Annotated in this window: 23 protein-coding genes; 11 read left to right on the top strand and 12 right to left on the bottom strand. The window is 30.9% G+C overall.

Annotation, left to right across the window (positions count from 1 at the left end):
- Nucleotides 1-134: 134 nt before the first annotated feature.
- Genes GN138_RS15205 through GN138_RS15220 form a run of 4 tightly spaced genes read right to left on the bottom strand, consistent with a single transcriptional unit; the run spans nt 135 to nt 3,469 of the window.
- Complete coding sequence (locus GN138_RS15205) at nt 135-998, bottom strand: hydroxymethylglutaryl-CoA lyase (protein ID WP_157364849.1); 864 nt, start codon at nt 996-998, stop codon at nt 135-137.
- Between the two features lie 30 nt (nt 999-1,028).
- Nucleotides 1,029-1,793, bottom strand: a complete 765-nt coding sequence (locus GN138_RS15210) for a hypothetical protein (RefSeq protein WP_157364850.1) — start codon at nt 1,791-1,793, stop codon at nt 1,029-1,031.
- Nucleotides 1,794-1,797: 4 nt separating this feature from the next.
- Nucleotides 1,798-2,415 (bottom strand): LysE family translocator, encoded by a 618-nt coding sequence (locus tag GN138_RS15215; RefSeq protein WP_157364851.1) that lies wholly within the window; start codon nt 2,413-2,415, stop codon nt 1,798-1,800.
- A gap of 25 nt (nt 2,416-2,440) precedes the next feature.
- A complete protein-coding gene (locus GN138_RS15220) occupies nt 2,441-3,469 on the bottom strand; it encodes a quinone-dependent dihydroorotate dehydrogenase (RefSeq protein WP_157364852.1) in 1,029 nt (342 codons plus the stop codon).
- 138 nt (nt 3,470-3,607) lie between these two features.
- Here GN138_RS15220 and GN138_RS15225 point away from each other — a divergent pair, with 138 nt between their 5' ends.
- The 5 genes from GN138_RS15225 to GN138_RS15245 all read left to right on the top strand — a co-directional run bounded on the left by GN138_RS15225 (nt 3,608) and on the right by GN138_RS15245 (nt 8,458).
- Nucleotides 3,608-4,438 carry a universal stress protein gene (locus tag GN138_RS15225; RefSeq protein ID WP_157364853.1) on the top strand — a complete coding sequence of 277 codons (831 nt, stop codon included), beginning with the start codon at nt 3,608-3,610 and terminating at the stop codon, nt 4,436-4,438.
- Between the two features lie 10 nt (nt 4,439-4,448).
- Nucleotides 4,449-5,678 carry a peptidase T gene (gene pepT / locus GN138_RS15230; protein ID WP_157364854.1) on the top strand — a complete coding sequence of 410 codons (1,230 nt, stop codon included), beginning with the start codon at nt 4,449-4,451 and terminating at the stop codon, nt 5,676-5,678.
- A gap of 110 nt (nt 5,679-5,788) precedes the next feature.
- On the top strand, nt 5,789-6,157 hold the full coding sequence (locus tag GN138_RS15235; RefSeq protein WP_157364855.1) for a DUF2200 domain-containing protein: 369 nt from the start codon (nt 5,789-5,791) through the stop codon (nt 6,155-6,157).
- A gap of 71 nt (nt 6,158-6,228) precedes the next feature.
- A complete protein-coding gene (locus GN138_RS15240; protein WP_157364856.1) occupies nt 6,229-7,830 on the top strand; it encodes a T9SS type A sorting domain-containing protein in 1,602 nt (533 codons plus the stop codon).
- 31 nt (nt 7,831-7,861) lie between these two features.
- Complete coding sequence (locus tag GN138_RS15245; protein WP_157364857.1) at nt 7,862-8,458, top strand: YdeI/OmpD-associated family protein; 597 nt, start codon at nt 7,862-7,864, stop codon at nt 8,456-8,458.
- Between the two features lie 98 nt (nt 8,459-8,556).
- On the opposite strand, the gene yajC is transcribed toward GN138_RS15245, so the two are convergent.
- The 4 genes from yajC to GN138_RS15265 form a co-directional block, all read right to left on the bottom strand.
- A complete protein-coding gene (gene yajC, locus GN138_RS15250; RefSeq protein ID WP_157364858.1) occupies nt 8,557-8,847 on the bottom strand; it encodes a preprotein translocase subunit YajC in 291 nt (96 codons plus the stop codon).
- Between the two features lie 17 nt (nt 8,848-8,864).
- Nucleotides 8,865-9,428: a DUF1573 domain-containing protein gene (locus GN138_RS15255; RefSeq protein ID WP_157364859.1), complete on the bottom strand. Its 564-nt coding sequence runs from the start codon at nt 9,426-9,428 to the stop codon at nt 8,865-8,867.
- A 157-nt stretch (nt 9,429-9,585) separates the two neighbouring features.
- The gene (nusB, locus tag GN138_RS15260; RefSeq protein WP_157364860.1) at nt 9,586-10,497 is read right to left on the bottom strand and encodes a transcription antitermination factor NusB; all 912 of its coding nucleotides are present in this window, start codon (nt 10,495-10,497) and stop codon (nt 9,586-9,588) included.
- Nucleotides 10,498-10,638: 141 nt separating this feature from the next.
- The gene (locus tag GN138_RS15265; protein WP_157364861.1) at nt 10,639-11,742 is read right to left on the bottom strand and encodes a Glu/Leu/Phe/Val family dehydrogenase; all 1,104 of its coding nucleotides are present in this window, start codon (nt 11,740-11,742) and stop codon (nt 10,639-10,641) included.
- Nucleotides 11,743-11,873: 131 nt separating this feature from the next.
- Here GN138_RS15265 and GN138_RS15270 point away from each other — a divergent pair, with 131 nt between their 5' ends.
- Together GN138_RS15270 and GN138_RS15275 are read left to right on the top strand one after the other, a co-directional pair.
- Entirely contained in the window at nt 11,874-13,628 is a 1,755-nt protein-coding gene (locus GN138_RS15270) for an ABC transporter ATP-binding protein (RefSeq protein WP_157364862.1), read from the top strand.
- Nucleotides 13,629-13,693: 65 nt separating this feature from the next.
- Entirely contained in the window at nt 13,694-14,083 is a 390-nt protein-coding gene (locus GN138_RS15275; protein WP_157364863.1) for a PUR family DNA/RNA-binding protein, read from the top strand.
- 67 nt (nt 14,084-14,150) lie between these two features.
- On the opposite strand, the gene GN138_RS15280 is transcribed toward GN138_RS15275, so the two are convergent.
- Entirely contained in the window at nt 14,151-14,486 is a 336-nt protein-coding gene (locus tag GN138_RS15280; RefSeq protein WP_157364864.1) for a tRNA-binding protein, read from the bottom strand.
- Nucleotides 14,487-14,509: 23 nt separating this feature from the next.
- On the opposite strand from GN138_RS15280, the gene GN138_RS15285 reads away from it, so the two are divergent.
- Nucleotides 14,510-15,064, top strand: coding sequence for a thioredoxin family protein (locus tag GN138_RS15285; protein WP_157364865.1), 555 nt, complete (start codon nt 14,510-14,512; stop codon nt 15,062-15,064).
- Nucleotides 15,065-15,070: 6 nt separating this feature from the next.
- Here GN138_RS15285 and GN138_RS15290 read toward each other — a convergent pair whose 3' ends face one another.
- Complete coding sequence (locus GN138_RS15290; protein ID WP_157364866.1) at nt 15,071-16,138, bottom strand: tyrosine-type recombinase/integrase; 1,068 nt, start codon at nt 16,136-16,138, stop codon at nt 15,071-15,073.
- Nucleotides 16,139-16,329: 191 nt separating this feature from the next.
- Here GN138_RS15290 and GN138_RS15295 point away from each other — a divergent pair, with 191 nt between their 5' ends.
- Complete coding sequence (locus GN138_RS15295) at nt 16,330-16,722, top strand: hypothetical protein (protein ID WP_157364867.1); 393 nt, start codon at nt 16,330-16,332, stop codon at nt 16,720-16,722.
- 158 nt (nt 16,723-16,880) lie between these two features.
- Here GN138_RS15295 and GN138_RS15300 read toward each other — a convergent pair whose 3' ends face one another.
- A complete protein-coding gene (locus GN138_RS15300; RefSeq protein WP_157364868.1) occupies nt 16,881-17,078 on the bottom strand; it encodes a hypothetical protein in 198 nt (65 codons plus the stop codon).
- Nucleotides 17,079-17,105: 27 nt separating this feature from the next.
- On the opposite strand from GN138_RS15300, the gene GN138_RS15305 reads away from it, so the two are divergent.
- Both GN138_RS15305 and GN138_RS15310 read left to right on the top strand, forming a co-directional pair.
- The gene (locus GN138_RS15305) at nt 17,106-17,285 is read left to right on the top strand and encodes a hypothetical protein (RefSeq protein ID WP_157364869.1); all 180 of its coding nucleotides are present in this window, start codon (nt 17,106-17,108) and stop codon (nt 17,283-17,285) included.
- Nucleotides 17,286-17,466: 181 nt separating this feature from the next.
- On the top strand, nt 17,467-17,652 hold the full coding sequence (locus tag GN138_RS15310; RefSeq protein WP_157364870.1) for a hypothetical protein: 186 nt from the start codon (nt 17,467-17,469) through the stop codon (nt 17,650-17,652).
- Here the strand turns inward: GN138_RS15310 and GN138_RS15315 are convergent.
- A complete protein-coding gene (locus GN138_RS15315; protein ID WP_157364871.1) occupies nt 17,630-17,803 on the bottom strand; it encodes a hypothetical protein in 174 nt (57 codons plus the stop codon). The two genes, GN138_RS15310 and GN138_RS15315, sit on opposite strands and share 23 nt — an antisense overlap.
- Nucleotides 17,804-18,069 lie beyond the last annotated feature (266 nt).

An 18,069-nucleotide genomic window follows, 5' to 3' on the forward strand; every position in this document is an offset into this window, starting at 1 on the left:
TACAAATGTATAACAGAACATCAATTCTGCAAATTTTATTTAGATTAATTTTAAATAGAATATATGGTTAAGAATTAAAACGAAATGAAAAAACTACTACAGGCACGTTCACCTACTAGATAAGAAATAAATTACTAATGATACGTTGAGAAAATTTTAGTAGCCTCATTGTGAGAACTTTCAAAACACATGGCATTAAGATTGTGTGCTTTTTTCTGTGTGAAGTAAGACAACATTTTTTCCGTTGGCATGTTTCCTGTTAAATCATCTTTTGCCATTGGGCAACCACCATAGCCTTGTATAGCTCCATCAAATCTAAGACAACCAGCATTGTAGGCTGCATCAATTTTTTCAAACCACGTGGTTGGTGTGGTATGCAAATGCGCTCCAAATTCTATCTTGGAATAGGCAGGAATTAAATTTGAAAACAAATAATCAATATTCTCGGCATCTGAACTACCAATGGTATCGCTTAAAGACAGGATTTTTACACCCATTTTAGATAAGCGCTCTGTCCACTCACCTACGATATCTACATTCCAAGGATCACCATACGGATTACCAAATCCCATAGAAATATACACTACAACTTGCTTATTATTCTTATCTGCAATTTCTAAAATCTCAGAAAGTGTAACTACAGATTGTGCAATAGTTTTGTGCGTATTCCGCATTTGAAAATTCTCTGAAATAGAAAATGGAAAACCTAAATAGTCAATCTCTGCATGTTTTGAAGCATCTACTGCACCTCTTGTATTAGCAATAATAGCTAATAACTTACTCACTGTTTTACTTAAATCTAATTGCGCTAAAACCTCCGCCGTATCTACCATTTGCGGAATGGCTTTTGGAGATACAAAACTTCCAAAATCTATAGTATCAAAACCAACTCTTAGTAAAGATTGAATATATTGTACCTTCTTTTCGGTTGGTATAAATGCCTTAATACCTTGCATAGCATCTCTAGGACATTCTATAATTTTAACAGGTTTATTCATTGGTTCAAATATACGGTTAAGTATACTGATTTAAAAGCCAATTTTTGAATTGAAAAATGCAGCACCTAAAAACCCAAACCAGATAGAATAACCTAAAATTCCACCTATTAATCCGGAAATAATAAAGGTAAATCTAAATTTTAAAGGAATAATCTTAAAAACCACATAACACGAAATCGCAAATCCTATGATTACAGTTATTATAGGTATTATCCAATCATTAAATCCTAAATATCTCGAAATTCTAAATTCATCACCATAAAAATTCAACTTATCATAAAGTAATGAACTGTGTGAGGCACTTACAAAATTAAAGATTTCACGTAATGCAAATAATGCCATAAAAACGGCAAGCCAGTCAATTAACTCAAAAGCTTGTTTCCATTTTTTTCGTCGTACAAATAATATAAGTAATCCTATACAACTTGTCATAAGTGTTTGTGCTGGTCCTCCAATGGTTATCAAAATGGTATGACTTTCTTTAATTGGAGGATATTTTTTTTCTAATAACAGGCTTAATTCTTCAACTTTAGACTTTACTTCAGCTGGCCAATTATTGTAATTATTATAATCATACTTATCTACAAACTGATTTATCTCCTTTAAATTTTCATCTTCCAAATAACCGTTTCTATAATAATTAATACTACCATAGTCTAATGTGGTATCGTAACCAAAATATTTTGCTACTGCTATGTGTCCAAATTCATGAGTGAGTGTTCCAATTATAATAAATAGAATAAAAGAGGTAACAATAATTAATGAGAACTTAGGTAGAAAATTAAATTTTAGCATTTTACTAAGTTAATATAAAAACCGCAATACCAATAAATACAACAATCTGCAGCCATTTTAAAATTAACCCAGAATTATTATGGTTTAGGGTATAACTTTTTATTTGACCTGCCAACAAAGCAATTGAAGAAAAAACCAAAAACGATACCAGCATAAAAATGCCTCCTAAGATATAAAATTGAATGACAGTACTCATGGTCTCACTAAACAAAAAACCAGGAAAGAAGGCCAAAAAGAAAATGGTTACTTTAGGATTGAGTACATTCATAAAAAAACCTTGCACAAATAATTGTTTCAAACTTTTTTTAGGCACATTTTCTGCCTTTAAACTAATACTAGCATCAGATTTAAAAACCTTATATGCTAAGTAAAGCAAGTAACAAGCACCTAAAAATTTAATAGTAAAAAACAGATTTTCATTGGCACGTATTATGGCAGAAACACCAAATGCCAATAATGTAGTATGTACTATACAACCTGTAATTAAACCACAAACGGTTGCCATACCATAAGATTTACCGTTACTTATACTTTGTACTAACACGTATATATTATCTGGTCCTGGTGAAATAGCCAAAACAGATGTAGCCAATGCAAATGATATAAGAATATCTAAACTCAAATAAGAATACTAAGAATAAAATAATTTATTTCAACAACGCTTTATTAATGCGTTTTATCAAAGTAGGTCCTTCATAAATAAATCCTGTATAAACCTGTACCAAATCTGCTCCTGCATTAATTTTTTCTAACGCATCTTCAGCAGAGTGTATACCTCCAACACCTATAATAGGAAATGCTTTATTGCTTTTATCTGCTAAGTACTTAATTACTTTGGTAGATTTTGATTTTATGGGTTGTCCGCTTAAACCTCCATTACCAATAGCTTCTAATTGTTGCGTCGAAGCTTTTAAGCCTGTTCTGTCAGTAGAGGTGTTACTAGCAATAACGCCATCTAAATTAGTTTCTGCAATAAGTTCAATAATTTCATCTAACTGCACATTATTTAAATCTGGTGCTATTTTAAGAAGAATTGGCTTTTGTTTTGAAAATGTTGAATTTGCTTTCTGAACACTAGAGATCAACTCTAATAAATAATCCTTATCGTTTAATTTGGCATGGCTTCCTACATTAGGACAACTTACATTCAAAACAAAATAATCTACATAAGGATGCAATGCGTTAAAACACTCTAAGTAATCTTTAGTATAATCCTCTGGTAACGTTTGGGTATTTTTACCAATGTTTCCTCCTATTATAAGTTGTCCTTTATTTTTTTTAAGTTGGGAAATAGCCGCTTCTAAACCTTCATTATTAAAACCCATTCGGTTAATAATACCTTTATCTGCTTTTAATCGAAACAAACGTTGCTTAGGGTTTCCTTCTTGAGCTTTAGGTGTAACAGTACCAATTTCAATAAAACCAAAACCAAAGTTTGCTAAATCATTATATAAAACCGCATTTTTATCAAATCCTGCTGCTAAACCAACCGGGTTTTTAAATGTTAACCCAAATAATTCTCGTTCTAATCGTTTGTCGTTAATTACGTATAAGCTTTTAAATAAACTTTTAATTCCAGGAATTTTAGATAAGTTTCTAATTAAAGAAAAAGTAAAGTAATGGACTTTCTCTGGATCAAAACAGAATAAAATGGGTCTAATAATAGCTTTATACATAGCATAGATTTTGCAATGCAAAAATACACATCTTCTTTATTAATGAAGTAATAATTTTATCATAAACTGTCCAATATCATTTTATTAACTTTTTAATTTAATTAACTTTGAAAAACTAATCAAAATAAAATTACAATCATGAAAAAAATTATTGTCCCAGTAGATTTCTCTGAGTATTCTGAATATGCTTTAGAAACAGCAGCTGCATTAGCAAAACAGCATCAATCAGAATTAATAGTTATGCATATGTTAGAGATGTCTGAATCTATTCTATCATCTAGTAGTGATAAACGTGGTGAAGAAAATGCATTTATGCTTATGGTTGCCAATAAAAAGTTTGAAGCATTCTTAGACAAACCATTTTTAGAAAATATTAATGTTACACCTTTAGTTAAATACCATAAAGTTTTAAAAGAGGTAGCTTTAGTTGCCAAGGAAGAAGATGCAGATATTATTGTAATGGGTTCTAGAGGTCATAGTGATCATGACGGTATTTTTACTGGATCTAACACTGAAAAAGTTGTGAGATATAGTGAAACACCTGTTTTAGTTGTAAAATCGCCATTAACATCTGTAGATTTTAATCATATTGTTTTAGCATGCGATTTCTCAGAAGAAAGTGGTCCTTCCGTAAAAGAAGCTATTAAGTTGCTGTCTAAATTAGGTGAAAAAATTACCTTACTACATATTAATGCTCCTACTTTAGGATTTTTAAGTACTGATGAAATAGATGATAAGATTGCCAAATTTTTAGAAATTGCAAATCTTGATGCATCAGAATTAAATATTGATAGAATTTCTGATCACAATGTAGAAGATGGTATTCTTAGCTATGCAAAAAGAGAAAATGCAGATGCTTTGTCTATGATAACGCATGGTAGAACTGGTTTAAGTCATTTCTTTGGCGGAAGTATTTCTGAAGATGTTGTAAACCACACTAAACTACCTGTTATAACTTTTAAACTTTAATAAAAAATTTATGCAGCATATTATAGATCGCTTTATAAGTTATATCACTATAGATACAGAATCTGACCCAAATTCTCACACCACACCAAGTACAGAAAAACAATGGGATTTAGCTAATAAATTAGTTGAAGAACTAAAAGCTATTGGCTTAAGTGATGTTACCATAGACGACAATGCTTACATAATGGCAACTTTACCTAGTAATGTAGACCATGAAGTACCTACAATTGGTTTTATTTCGCATTTTGATACGTCTCCAGATTTTACTGGTGCTAACATAAAACCTCAAATAATTGAGAATTATGATGGTAAAGACATTATTCTTAATGCTGAACAGAACATCGTTTTATCTCCAGATTATTTTGAAGATTTATTAATGTACAAAGGTCAAACGTTAATTACAACAGATGGCACTACCCTTTTGGGTGCAGATGACAAAGCCGGAATTACCGAAATTGTTACAGCCATGGAATACCTTATTAATCATCCTGAAATTAAACACGGAACCATTAAAGTTGGTTTTACACCAGATGAAGAAATTGGTAGAGGCGCTCACAAATTTGATGTAGAAAAATTTGGTGCAGAATGGGCATATACCATGGATGGCAGCCAAGTTGGCGAGCTAGAATATGAAAACTTTAATGCTGCTGGTGCAAAAATTACTGTAAAAGGTAAAATTGTACATCCTGGTTATGCAAAAGGCAAAATGATTAACTCAATGTATTATGCTTCTGAATTTATAAACGCCTTACCAAGATTAGAGACACCAGAACATACGGAAGGCTATGAAGGTTTTTTTCATTTACATCATATAGAAGGTGAAGTTGAACAAACTACCCTTCAATATATAATAAGAGATCACGACAAAACAAAATTTGAAGCACGCAAAGCTTTAATGCAAAAGATAGTTGATGATTTAAATACCACCTATGAAAGCGAAGTTTTTACGTTAGAACTGAAGGACCAATACTTCAACATGAAAGAAAAAGTGGAGCCTGTAATGCATATTGTAGACATTGCAGAAGAAGCTATGAAAGCTGTTGGTGTTACTCCACTAATAAAAGCTATTAGAGGCGGAACCGATGGTTCTCAACTTTCTTATATGGGTTTGCCATGCCCTAACATTTTTGCAGGTGGGCATAACTTCCATGGTCGTTATGAGTATGTACCAGTAGAAAGTATACAAAAAGCCATTGAAGTTATTGTAAAAATTGCAGAGATAACGGCTTTAAAAAAATAAATACACCTTACTCATATTACTAATAAGCAGCGAATTAAAAATTATTTTAGTTTGCTGCTTATTTTTTTGTACGTAATTTTAAACCTCTTATTTAATTTAAACCGAAACCTATGAGTACTACAACACCAGAACACGATGATCGTGTAGCTAAATTAACCTTTGCTTCAGTATATCCTCATTATATTTCAAAAATTCAAAAGAAAGGAAGAACTTTAGCAGAATTACATGAAGTTATTGAATGGTTAACGGGTTATAATGAAATTAAACTTCAAGAACTTATAGATACTAAAGTTACGTTTAAAACCTTTTTTGAAAATGCAACTTTACATCCTAACGCCCATCTCATTAAAGGTGTAATTTGTGGTTATAGAATAGAAGATATTGAAACACAATTAACAAGAGAAACCAGATATTTAGATAAACTAGTGGATGAATTAGCACGAGGCAGAAAAATGGAAAAAATTTTACGAACAGCATAACTTAAAAAACATAAAAGGTTTACAAATTGTATATTGAAACATAGTAGTCGTTTAAAAATTAAATTTTTGTTATGGATTTAAAAAAAATAAAATTTAAGCATACAATAACCATTATATTCACAGTTTATTTATTAGCAAGTTACGGTCAAAATCAAAACTTATCTAATGGTGTTATTTTTGATGGAGAACCTTACTTGTCTATTAATCCTTTTAACTCACAGCACATCGTAGTAGCATGGATGGGTTGGGTTAACTTATCAAATAAGTTTAAAATTAAAATAAAATCGAGTTTTGATGGTGGAGAAACATGGAGTACAACCTCAGAATTACCACATACTGTTAGTGGATACACTTCTGCTGACCCATCAATAGATTTTAATCAAAATGGAGAAGTCTTTGTTTGTTATATTGATTTTACAGGAACAGAAGCTCCTGTAACTGGTGGAGTTTATGTAAGTAAGTCTACTGATGGAGGCTTAACATGGAATACTCCTACTGAAGTTATTAATACCAATTACGACGGAACAAAATGGCCAATTGATAGACCATGGATGGTCATTGATAAATCAGCTAGTGTTAATAGTGGTAACATTTATGTTACTACCATGAATCTCAATAGAGACAACCCAAGTTTTAATCCTTATTTATCTATTTCAAACGATTCTGGTAATAGTTTTACAACCACATACATTGATGCTGTTGGGTGGTTAGCAGGCAGTATTAACCCCTTACCTATGTGTTCTCCTGCTGTAAGTTCTAATGGTATTTTTTACGGTGTTTATCCATCATTTGTGTTAACGCAAAGTCTATATGCTCAAGCTTTTTTAGCAACGTCAATTGATGCAGGTTCTACTTTTACCTATAACACAACAATAACGCACACAACTCCAACCAATATTGGTAATTATTCGTATGCAAAAAAAGCAAGTCTATTACTCTGCAACCCATCTAATGCTAGTCATTTAGCCTATATATACTTAAGTGCAGAACTTGGCGATTTAGACGTTTTTTTAATTGAATCTCTTAATGCTGGCGTTAATTGGACCACACCAACACGAATTAATGATGATCCAATTGGTAATAATCGAATGCAAGATTTAATTTGGGGTGATTTTGACTCAGATGGCGATTTAGTTATTAGCTGGCGAGATCGTAGAAATGGAACAGATGGTACTTTTCAAAATCCATCAGAAATTTGGGCATCGTATAGAAGTCATACAGCAACGGAATTTTCACCAAATTTTCAAATCACCAATCAATTAGTGTCTTTTGACACAGATTTAGAACATGCCGGAAATGATTTTATGTCTATAAAAACTCAAGATGATATTCTATACGCAGCTTGGGGAGATCCAAGAGATGGTGAATTAAATATATGGTTTCAACGTTTGGCAACAGATGGAACGGTGTTATCTATTAACCAAATTTCTTCCGAAAAAATACCTGATATATTTATCTATCCTAATCCAACAATGTCTAAAATAAGTATTGAAAGTGATGCTTTAAAAAAAGTAATTATTTATGATTTATCGGGTAAAGTATTGCTTACCAAAACAAACAATAATAATATTAACGTTATTGAAATTAACACCGAAACATATCCTTCAGGAACTTATATCATTGAAGTCACCACCTCTGAAACAACATATACTAAAAAGGTAGTGAAACATTAATTATAAAGTTGAAAGAATACTACTTTTTACCATGAAAAAAATTAATAACGTAGAGGAATACATCGAAGAAAACCCTCACTTTTCTAAAGAAATTAAAATACTACGAAATATTATTAATTCAACTGAATTAAAAGAAACTATAAAATGGCATATGCCAACGTATTGTTTAAAAGGTAAAAACGTTTTAGGTCTTGGTGCATTTAAAAATCATTTTTGCATTTGGTTTCATCAAGGTGTATTTTTAAAAGACGATAAGCAATTGCTTTTTAATGCACAAGAAAACAAAACCAAAGCTATGCGGCAAATGCGGTTTAATTCTGCTACAGACATTAATGAAGCAGTAATCTTAACCTATGTAAAAGAAGCAATAAAAAATCAACAATTAGGGCGCGTATTAAAACCACAACGTAAACCGAAGTCAGTGGAAATTCCGGATGCATTAAAATCAACTTTTAAAACTAATAGTTTACTTAAAAGCACTTTTAAAGAGCTCTCCCCTTCTAAACAACGTGAATACTGCACGTATATATCTGAAGCAAAACGAGATTCAACCAAACAAAAGCGACTAGATAAAATTATACCAATGATAACCTCAAAAAAAGGTTTAAATGATAAATATATTGGTTGATGATTAGATTGATTAGAGATTAAAAAATACGTCGTTAAAAAACAAAAAAGACTGTTCATTTAAGAACAGTCTTTTTAAATATTATACTATGCTTTAGCTTACTTTTTAGTAGCTGGCGTATTTAATTTATTACTCATTTCCATTGAAATTGCAGAACGGTCAAATTTAATTTTTCCGGCTAACGTTTCAATCACACAAGAATGATCTTTATCATTTAACTCTACAACTTTTCCGTGCATTCCACTTTTTGTAACAATACGGTCTCCACGTTTTAATTCTGCGGCAAACTTTTTTTCTTGTTTAGTACGTTTCATTTGTGGTGCAATCATAAAGAAATACATCACTGCAAAAATGGCGATAAACGGTAAAAACGACCCTAATGATTCCATTTAGTAAATTTAAATAATTAATCGTGATTATGACCTTCGTGTCCTGGTTGCGTACTAGATTTTACAGGGCTTGTATTATTTACCGATAATGGATTAATTGTAGCCTTACCTGCTGGAGCCGCTTTAGCTGGTGCATTTGGGTCTTGAGCAATCTGTGCTGTAATTTTAACCATTTCTTTACCAGTCTCTGTATTTGTTGTCATTGTAATAGACTTAGAAACTTTTCCATTTCCTTTTCCATTAAACTTTACAGAAAATTCACCAGTTTCTCCAGGTGCAACTTCTTTTGTCCAGTTAGAAGGTACTGTACAACCGCAAGTAGATTTAATATTACTTACTACCAACATTGAATTACCTGTATTAGTATACTTAAAAGTTGTTTCTACTGGTGTTCCATTTTCTATAGTACCAAAGTCGTGCTCTTTTTTATCTAAAGTTATAACCGGAAAATCACCTGCGTTGGCATCTCTTTCTGCAGCTACAGCAACATTTTCTGTTTTAATTTTACTTGCAGCATCTTCTTTACAAGAAGTAAATGCTACCATGCATAATGCACTAAGACCTAGAATTACTTTTTTCATTATTATTTTTTTTAAAATTTAAAATATTTATTAAGCCGTCGAAGTTAATGATTATTTTATTGAATTAAAATTTTTAAGTTCTTGTTAACACATTTTTGTACGAATCCACGCTCTAAATATGTAGTTTAATCCAAGAATTTGTCAAATCTCTAAAAACTTACATTAATCCTCTGCCTGTTTTTAGATGTAAATTACTTGCTTGGTATTCTTTTACAATTTTGTCTAAAATTCCATTTATAAACAGACTACTTTTGGGAGTAGAATACTCTTTAGCAATTTCTAAATACTCATTAATAGTTACTTTGTGAGGTATTGACGGAAACTTTTGAAATTCGCATAATGCCATTTTTAAAATAACACCATCTAAACTTGCTAAACGTTCACTATCCCAATTGGTAGTTTTAGCCGAAATTTCTTCACCAAATTTAGAGTTATTAAGAAATGTTTTTTGCAATAATTCTTTTGCAAATTCTAAATCTTCTTCATCCTTATACAATTCTGGTAATAAAGCGGCTTCTGGAGAAGTTAATTTAAGTTTTCTTAAAATTCTGAGGATTGCTGTATTCACTACAGGTAAATCATCTACCCAAGTTAATTTTTTATCTTCAAAAAAATCAAAAAGCTTTTCATTAGGTGCTATAATTTCGGTGAATACATCAATTATAAAATGCTTGTCTTTTTTAAAACTAGTTTCGTCTTCAGTTGTATAAAATTTATACAAATCACTTTTTAAAATCTCCTTAAAAAGGATATCTACATATTCAAAATCTAAATGCCAAAAATTCAGCTTTCTATTAGAGATTGCCTCCTGTAATAAGGTATTACTACTAATAAGATGTAATAATTGATTTTCTTGAAATTTTAAACTTAGATTTTTATCAGCTTCGGTTTTTACAATTTTGTTCTGAATTTTTTCATTATAATCTTTACTCTTTTTATGTAGTTCTGAGAGTAAAGCTAAAACCGATAGGTACAAATCATACATATTATCTAAACTGTGAGTTAAGAACCTTTGTTCTTTTTGTAAATCATCACTTTCGGTTCCTTTAAAAGCATACATAGATTGCATAACTTTTATTCTAATGTGTCTTCTGTTTAGCATGTGTAAGAACTCGCTTTAATTTTTAGTTATTAAAAAAAGGTGAATCTGTTACCGATTCACCTTGCAAAAGTAATATTATTTAATTTTTATTTCAGAATTATATTAAGACTATTTTAAATTTTCTTTCTTTCTAGCTTCAATACGCTCTTTGGCAATATTCATAGCTGCATTATGTGTTGTAAGATTGTTTACTTTAGAATTGTCTAAAATTTCTAACGTAGTGTTGTAAATATTCTCAGTTTTACGCATAATTTCTTGTCTTCCGTAATTCTCTAACTCAGCGTAAACGTTAATAATTCCGCCTGCATTAATTAAAAAATCTGGTGCATATACAATGCCACGTTCTTTTAAAATTAATCCGTGTTTTACTTCTTCTGCTAACTGATTATTTGCTGCACCTGCCACAATTTTAGCTTTCAGTTTATAAATGGTATCGTCGTTAATGGTTGCTCCTAATGCGCAAGGTGCATAGATATCCATTTCTTCGCTATAGATATCGTTTCCACTATAAATCTTAACACCATATTTGTCTCGTACTTCTTCTAATCGCTCTTGGCTAATATCTGTAATGGTTACATTTGCACCTTCATTCATTAAGTGCTCAACTAGTCCTTCACCTACATTACCAATACCTTGCACAAAAACGGTTCTATCTTCTAAAATGTCTGAACCAAATTGAAACTTAGCAGCAGCTTTCATTCCCATAAAAACACCGTAAGCTGTTATTGGCGAAGGATTACCTGCTCCTCCTTTACTTTGCGATATACCAGTTACGTATGGAGTTACTTCTCTTACTGTATCCATATCTTCAGTTGCCATACCTACATCTTCTGCCGTAATGTATTTACCACTTAAAGAGTGAACAAATTCGCCAAAGCGTTTCATTAACTCTGGTGTTTTCTGGGTTTTAGCATCACCAATGATTACGGCTTTACCTCCACCAAGATTTAAACCAGTGATTGCAGATTTAAAGGTCATTCCACGAGATAGACGTAAAACATCATTTAATGCTTCCCACTCGTTGGCATAGTTCCACATTCTGGTACCACCCAAAGCTGGTCCTAAAACTGTGTTATGGATACCAATTATAGCTTTTAAACCAGTATCTTTGTCATTGCAAAAAACGATTTGCTCATGATTGTCAAAAGAGTGTTGACCAAAAACGGGATCCATCTTTTTTAAGTCTTTCGACGTAATTATTTCTGAAGTCATTTATTTTAGATTTTAGGGTGTTTAGAGATATTCTAAAAACAGCTTGCAAAAATAAATTATTAATGGAGGATTAGCAAAATATTAACTAATAAATACGATTATCGTAATACTTTTGACCTACAAAATACAACATGAAAGCACTAAAACACCTCAATAAATATTTTTTTAAATATAAATACAGTATAATCATTGGTATAATAATTACTGTTATTTCTAAAATATTTGCCTTATTTACACCGCGCTTAATAGGTGCCTCTATTAATGTAGTCTCAGATTATGTAAACGGAAATATAGCTAAACCTGTTTTTAAAAGCGAATTAACCACTAATGTACTTTACATTGTTGGTGCTGCTATTATTGCCGGTTTATTTACATTTTTAATGCGTCAGACCATTATTAACGTCTCTAGATATATAGAATTTGACCTGAAAAATGAAATTTACAAACATTACCAAGTACTCTCGCTTAGTTTTTATAAAGCTAACAGAACTGGCGATCTAATGAATAGAATTAGTGAAGATGTTGGTAAAGTAAGAATGTATGTAGGGCCAGCTATAATGTATACTATAAATACCATTACTCTATTTGCTGTAGCCGTTATATATATGGTAGATCGCTCACCAACGCTAACATTATATACACTAATTCCTTTACCTATTCTATCCTTTGCTATTTATAAATTAAGCCGATTAATAAATAAACGCAGTACAATTGTACAGCAGTCTTTATCTACACTAAGTACGTACTCTCAAGAAACCTTTAGTGGTATTTCTGTTATTAAATCTTATGGAATAGAAACAAGAACTAATGTTGAGTTTGAACACCTTTCTGCAGAAAACCGACACAAACAAATTAACCTCACTAAAGTACAAGCACTATTTTTCCCTATGATGATTTTACTTATTGGTGTTAGTAATCTCATTGTTATCTATGTTGGTGGTATGCAATACATGAATGGCCAAATAGACAACATAGGTACAATTGCAGAGTTTATTATTTATGTAAACATGCTTACTTGGCCTGTAGCTACCGTTGGTTGGGTAACGTCATTAGTACAGCAAGCAGAAGCCTCACAAGAGCGTATTAATGAGTTTCTAAACACCGAACCAGAAATAAAAAACAACGTTGATAAGCTTACACCTATTAGAGGAGATATTGAATTTAAAAATGTTTCATTTGTGTATCCTGATACTAATATTGAAGCTTTAAAAGACGTCAGCTTTTCTTTAAAATCTGGAGAAACATTAGCTATTTTAGGTAACACGGGTTCTGGTAAATCTACTATTTTAGATCTTATAGGACGTTTGTATGACATTAATAATGGAAGTTTATTTATTGATAACACCAAAATTAAAAACCTAAATCTTACAAGCCTAAGAGAAAGTATCGGTTACGTACCACAAGATGCTTTTTTATTTTCAGATACCATAAAAAACAATATTAAATTTGGAAAAGAAGATGCCACTGATGACGATGTTATAGAAGCTGCAAAAAATGCAAAAGTGCATAAAAACATTATTGGCTTTAATAAAGGATATGATACCATTTTAGGTGAACGAGGACTTACTTTATCTGGTGGACAAAAGCAACGTGTATCTATTGCAAGAGCCATAATTAAAAAACCAGAAATTTTATTGTTTGATGATTGCCTTTCTGCTGTAGATACAGAAACTGAAGAGAAAATATTAAAAAACTTAATGAAACTTACTAAAGATAAAACCACCATTATTGTAAGCCACAGAATTTCTTCGGCTAAAAACGCTGATAAAATTATTGTTATGGATGATGGTAAAATTATTGAATCTGGAAATCATGCAAGTCTTATAAATACCGACGGGTACTATAAAAAATTATACACTAAACAACTCTCTGAAAAAGAAATGTAATTTTTGTTGCTTGGCTAATTTTTTTTTTGGATTTTTGGATTGAAATAATAAACAAAAATTGAGTTATGAGTGATTATGAAATGATGGACAAAGAAGAAATATATTCTAAAGTATTGCGAGCAGGACGAAGAACCTATTTCTTTGATGTAAGAGCTACTAAAGCTGGTGACTATTATCTAACAGTTACTGAAAGTAAAAAGTTTACCAATGACGATGGTTCTTTTCATTACAAAAAACATAAAATCTACCTTTACAAAGAAGATTTCACTGAATTTAAAGAAATTTTAGCTGAAATGACTGATTATATCATAAACGAAAAAGGTCAGGAAGTTATTAGCGAACGTCACCAAAAAGACTACAAACGTGAGGACAACTTTGTAGCTCAAGAGGCAAAAACTTCAGAAGATACTACAAGTACAGAAAGTTTTACTGATATTAGTTTTGACGATATTTAGTAAACCTTATATTATATTTTAAAAAAGCCGTTACATTAAGTTTCGGCTTTTTTTATTACAATTAAAATTAAGACACTTGGGCTCCGTTTTTAACCTTAATCTCTGGTTTTAACAAATACACATCATCTTTTTTTACGGCACCAACCACCAAACATTCACTCATAAATTTTCCAATTTGTTTCCTCGGAAAATTAACGACTGCCACAATTTGCATATTTTGTAATGCTTCCTTGGTATATAGCGTTGTAATTTGAGCTGAAGATTTTTTAACGCCTAATTCTCCAAAATCAATTTTAAGTTTATAAGCTTTTCTATGTGCTTCAGGAAAATCATTGACTTCAATAATTGTCCCAATTCTTAAATCTACCTTTGTAAAGTCTTCATAAGTTACTATCTTTTCCATTCTCAAATATAATAATTTATAAGATGGCTCGTACAGAATCTAATATGTTACCTTTAGGTACCACAGCTCCAGATTTTTATCTTTTAGATACCTTAGATAACACCAAAAAATCACTTCAAGATTTAAAAGGAATCACAGGTACCTTAGTGTTTTTTATTTGTAATCATTGCCCGTTTGTAATTCATATTAATTCAGAACTAGCACAACTCGCCAAAGATTACATAGCTAAAGGGATAAAATGTATTGCAATTTCTAGTAACGATGTAGATAACTATCCGCAAGATAGTCCGGAATTGATGAAGAAAAATGCCATTGACAACGACTTTATTTTTCCGTATTTATACGATGAATCTCAAGAAGTGGCTAAAGCTTATGATGCGGCTTGCACTCCAGATTTTTTCTTGTTTAATAATGAGATGAAACTTGTATATGCTGGTCAGTTAGATGATTCTAGGCCAGGAAATGACATACCTGTTACTGGTAAAGATATAAGAACAGCCCTTAATGCTTTAATAGAAAATAAATCTATTAGTACTAACCAAAAACCAAGTGTGGGATGTGGTATAAAGTGGAAATAGCAACTTTTACAAGCTATCTAATGGGCTTTTAAGATTTGTTAAAGCTGAGTTAGATACATGTGTATAAACTTGAGTAGTTTTAATACTATAATGACCTAATAATTGTTGAATAAATCGTAAATCTGCACCACTCTCTAATAAATGTGTAGCATAACTATGGCGCAAACCATGTACACCAATCTTCTTATTAATTTTAGCTTTTAACATGGCTCGTTTAAAAATAGCTTGTACACTTCTAGAGCTGTAAGCTCCACCATATTGTCCTTCAAAAAGCCACTCTTTAGGTTTGTGCTCTTTGTAGTAACTTCGTAAAAGTTCTAAAACCGATTGTGGCAGATTGACGTATCTATCTTTTTTGCCTTTTGCACCAGAAACCAGTACAACCATATTATGACTATCTATATGAGAAATTTTTAAATTTACAATTTCGCTAACGCGCAAACCCATTCCGTAGCAAAGTTTTAAAATCAATAAATGTTTAGAGTTATCTACTACTTTAAAAAGACGTTTTACCTCTGCTTTACTTAACATTTTGGGTAATGTTATTGGCTTTTTAGGTCTTGGAATATTAAAGAACATTTGTGGTTGTAGTTTTACTTTTTCGAAATAAAACTTAATGGCATTGATTTTACCATTCATTTTACGCTCTCCCATCTTTAAAACTTTAACACAATAAAGAAAATAATCTTTTAGGCGTTGATGGGTTAAATCGTCAACAGGATATGATTTAAGAATTAATAATAAATGTGCAAATTCTGATAAGTACATTCTAATAGTGTTAGGACTATACGCCTTTAATTTTAACTGATCATAGTAATGTTGAAACGCTTCTTTATTTACAACGTCTATTTTCTGTAACAATTTAAGGTGAGGGTCTTTTTTGGTTAAATCTAAGGTATCTCTTACCGCAGGCAGGTCAACAATGTACCAGGACTTATTGGTTCTGCTCCATTTTGCTGATGGATAACGTTTTCTAAATTGGTTTAAAAGATTTTGATTGTATTGAAAATGAACCCATATAACACTTTTATTTCGGTGTGTGCCTGGAGTAAATTTATAGTTACTTTTGTCCATATATTATATGCGTATTTAAGATATCAAAACTTATGTAAATATAGTCAAAAAAATTATCGATATACAAAATACGAACATAATTATTCATCTGAAATAAAGGCTATTAGTACGATTGTAGATTAAATTAATTTTAGTACATTTGAATATACACTTTCGTATATATAAGTGTTAGCAAACATTTAACCGATTCTATGAGTAGAAAGATTGAGTTTCCGAAGATTGATAAACGCACTCAAAAGGTTGTTGACCGAATGAGTAAGCTTAGTGATATGAATGAAAAAGAAGAATACGAAGCATTATCGACTTCAAATGTCGCTGTGATAAATGAGTTGAGAAAAGATATTGAAAGAAATAATAAGAAATCGAAATTAATAAACATAGCCATGTTATTAATAGCTTTATCATCTATTTCACATGCTATTTATAAAGACTTTAAGAGCGGAAAAAATCAGAAAGAACTTGATAGAATAGAGTCGAGAACATTATTCCTAGAACAAAGCATCGAAAATTATCAGAAGCAACTGCATGATGCAGAAAACAAGATAAATCTTTTAATGATTGAGAAAAACGATTCTTTAAATTAGATAGCATAATAATTTTAAATTTTAGTTAATAATGAAAAGCGGATATTACTCAGTTAAAGGAAACGGAAAATACATCTATTCCGAAAATATAAAACAAGATGAAAATGGAATGGTTAAAGTCATTAATTCTCATACAAGTAAATCTGAGTTAGTTAAATTTAGTGAGCTTCGTCCTTGGTCGAATCCTGCAAAAGTAACTGTGATACGAAATCGATAAACTTGTTTCCAGTATGACTTTCATACATTTCAACAAGGTTTTGAGTTTCCTCTAATTGTTTAATGTAACTTAAATCAATAGCACCCATTACAATAAACTTTTCAGAAAGTTGTTTTTGAGCTTCGTCTGATTGTGCCATAATAATAATTTTAAATTTTAGTTAATAATGAAAATAACAGTAAAAGATTTAATCGAAAGATTACAAAAAGAAGATGAAACACTATCAGTTTACTTTGGTGGTTTAGATTTTTACCGAGTTAGACAAGTTGGTGAACACGTTCATATTGAATTTAATCAGACAGTTTATCAAGATGATTCAGGACTCGTGGTGGTTGAAAACCATTAAGAACAGATGTAATCCAAACTTGCATGCATTCTTTTGACTCAGGGCGGTATTGTTCTTTTACTTTACCGTCTTTGTATCTTGATAAACTATATCTACCATCTTTAATTTCTATTCTAATTTCTTGATTTTCGAGGTCAGACTGTGCCATAATAATAATAATAATTTTAAATTTTAGTTAATAATGAAAGATTTAATAAATGAATATTATAATTCCAACGACTTAAAAGAAAAGTTAGAATTAAAAAGAGAATTGTTAAAAAACAGCAATTCACAAGAATTTAAAGTTGCTGTAATGTCTCATTACGATGCTTACAAAAACTCTAATGAAAAGTTATTTTTAGATGCTATGCTTCAATCTCATCATTAACAACCATAACCAAACGAGGCTCTTCATTGTTAATTTCAGAAGTATCAATCTTGACATTATTGTAACCATGTTTTTTAGCTAACTTTAAAACATCTTTGCAAAACTCATTGTCAGGATGAAACGAAACAATAGAAATACAATTCTTATCCATAAATAAATAAAAACGATTTGCTAACAACGTGTATAATTAATTGCTACACTATGAAGCACATTAATTACAGTTTCTTTACTTTGTGTATTTTTATCCCGAAAAGTACTTGCATATTTTTCGCAACTAATCATACACAATTCCGTTGTACCACATATGAGAAAACGAAATCTGACATTTATAATTGGAATTTTATTTATGATATTTCATTCTCAAATTTTTGCACAAGAAACAGAAATGGAAAAGAAAATAAGTGAATTGTTTTTTGG

Origin of the sequence: Winogradskyella endarachnes (genome assembly GCF_009741275.1) — a bacterium.
Classification (GTDB): domain Bacteria; phylum Bacteroidota; class Bacteroidia; order Flavobacteriales; family Flavobacteriaceae; genus Winogradskyella; species Winogradskyella endarachnes.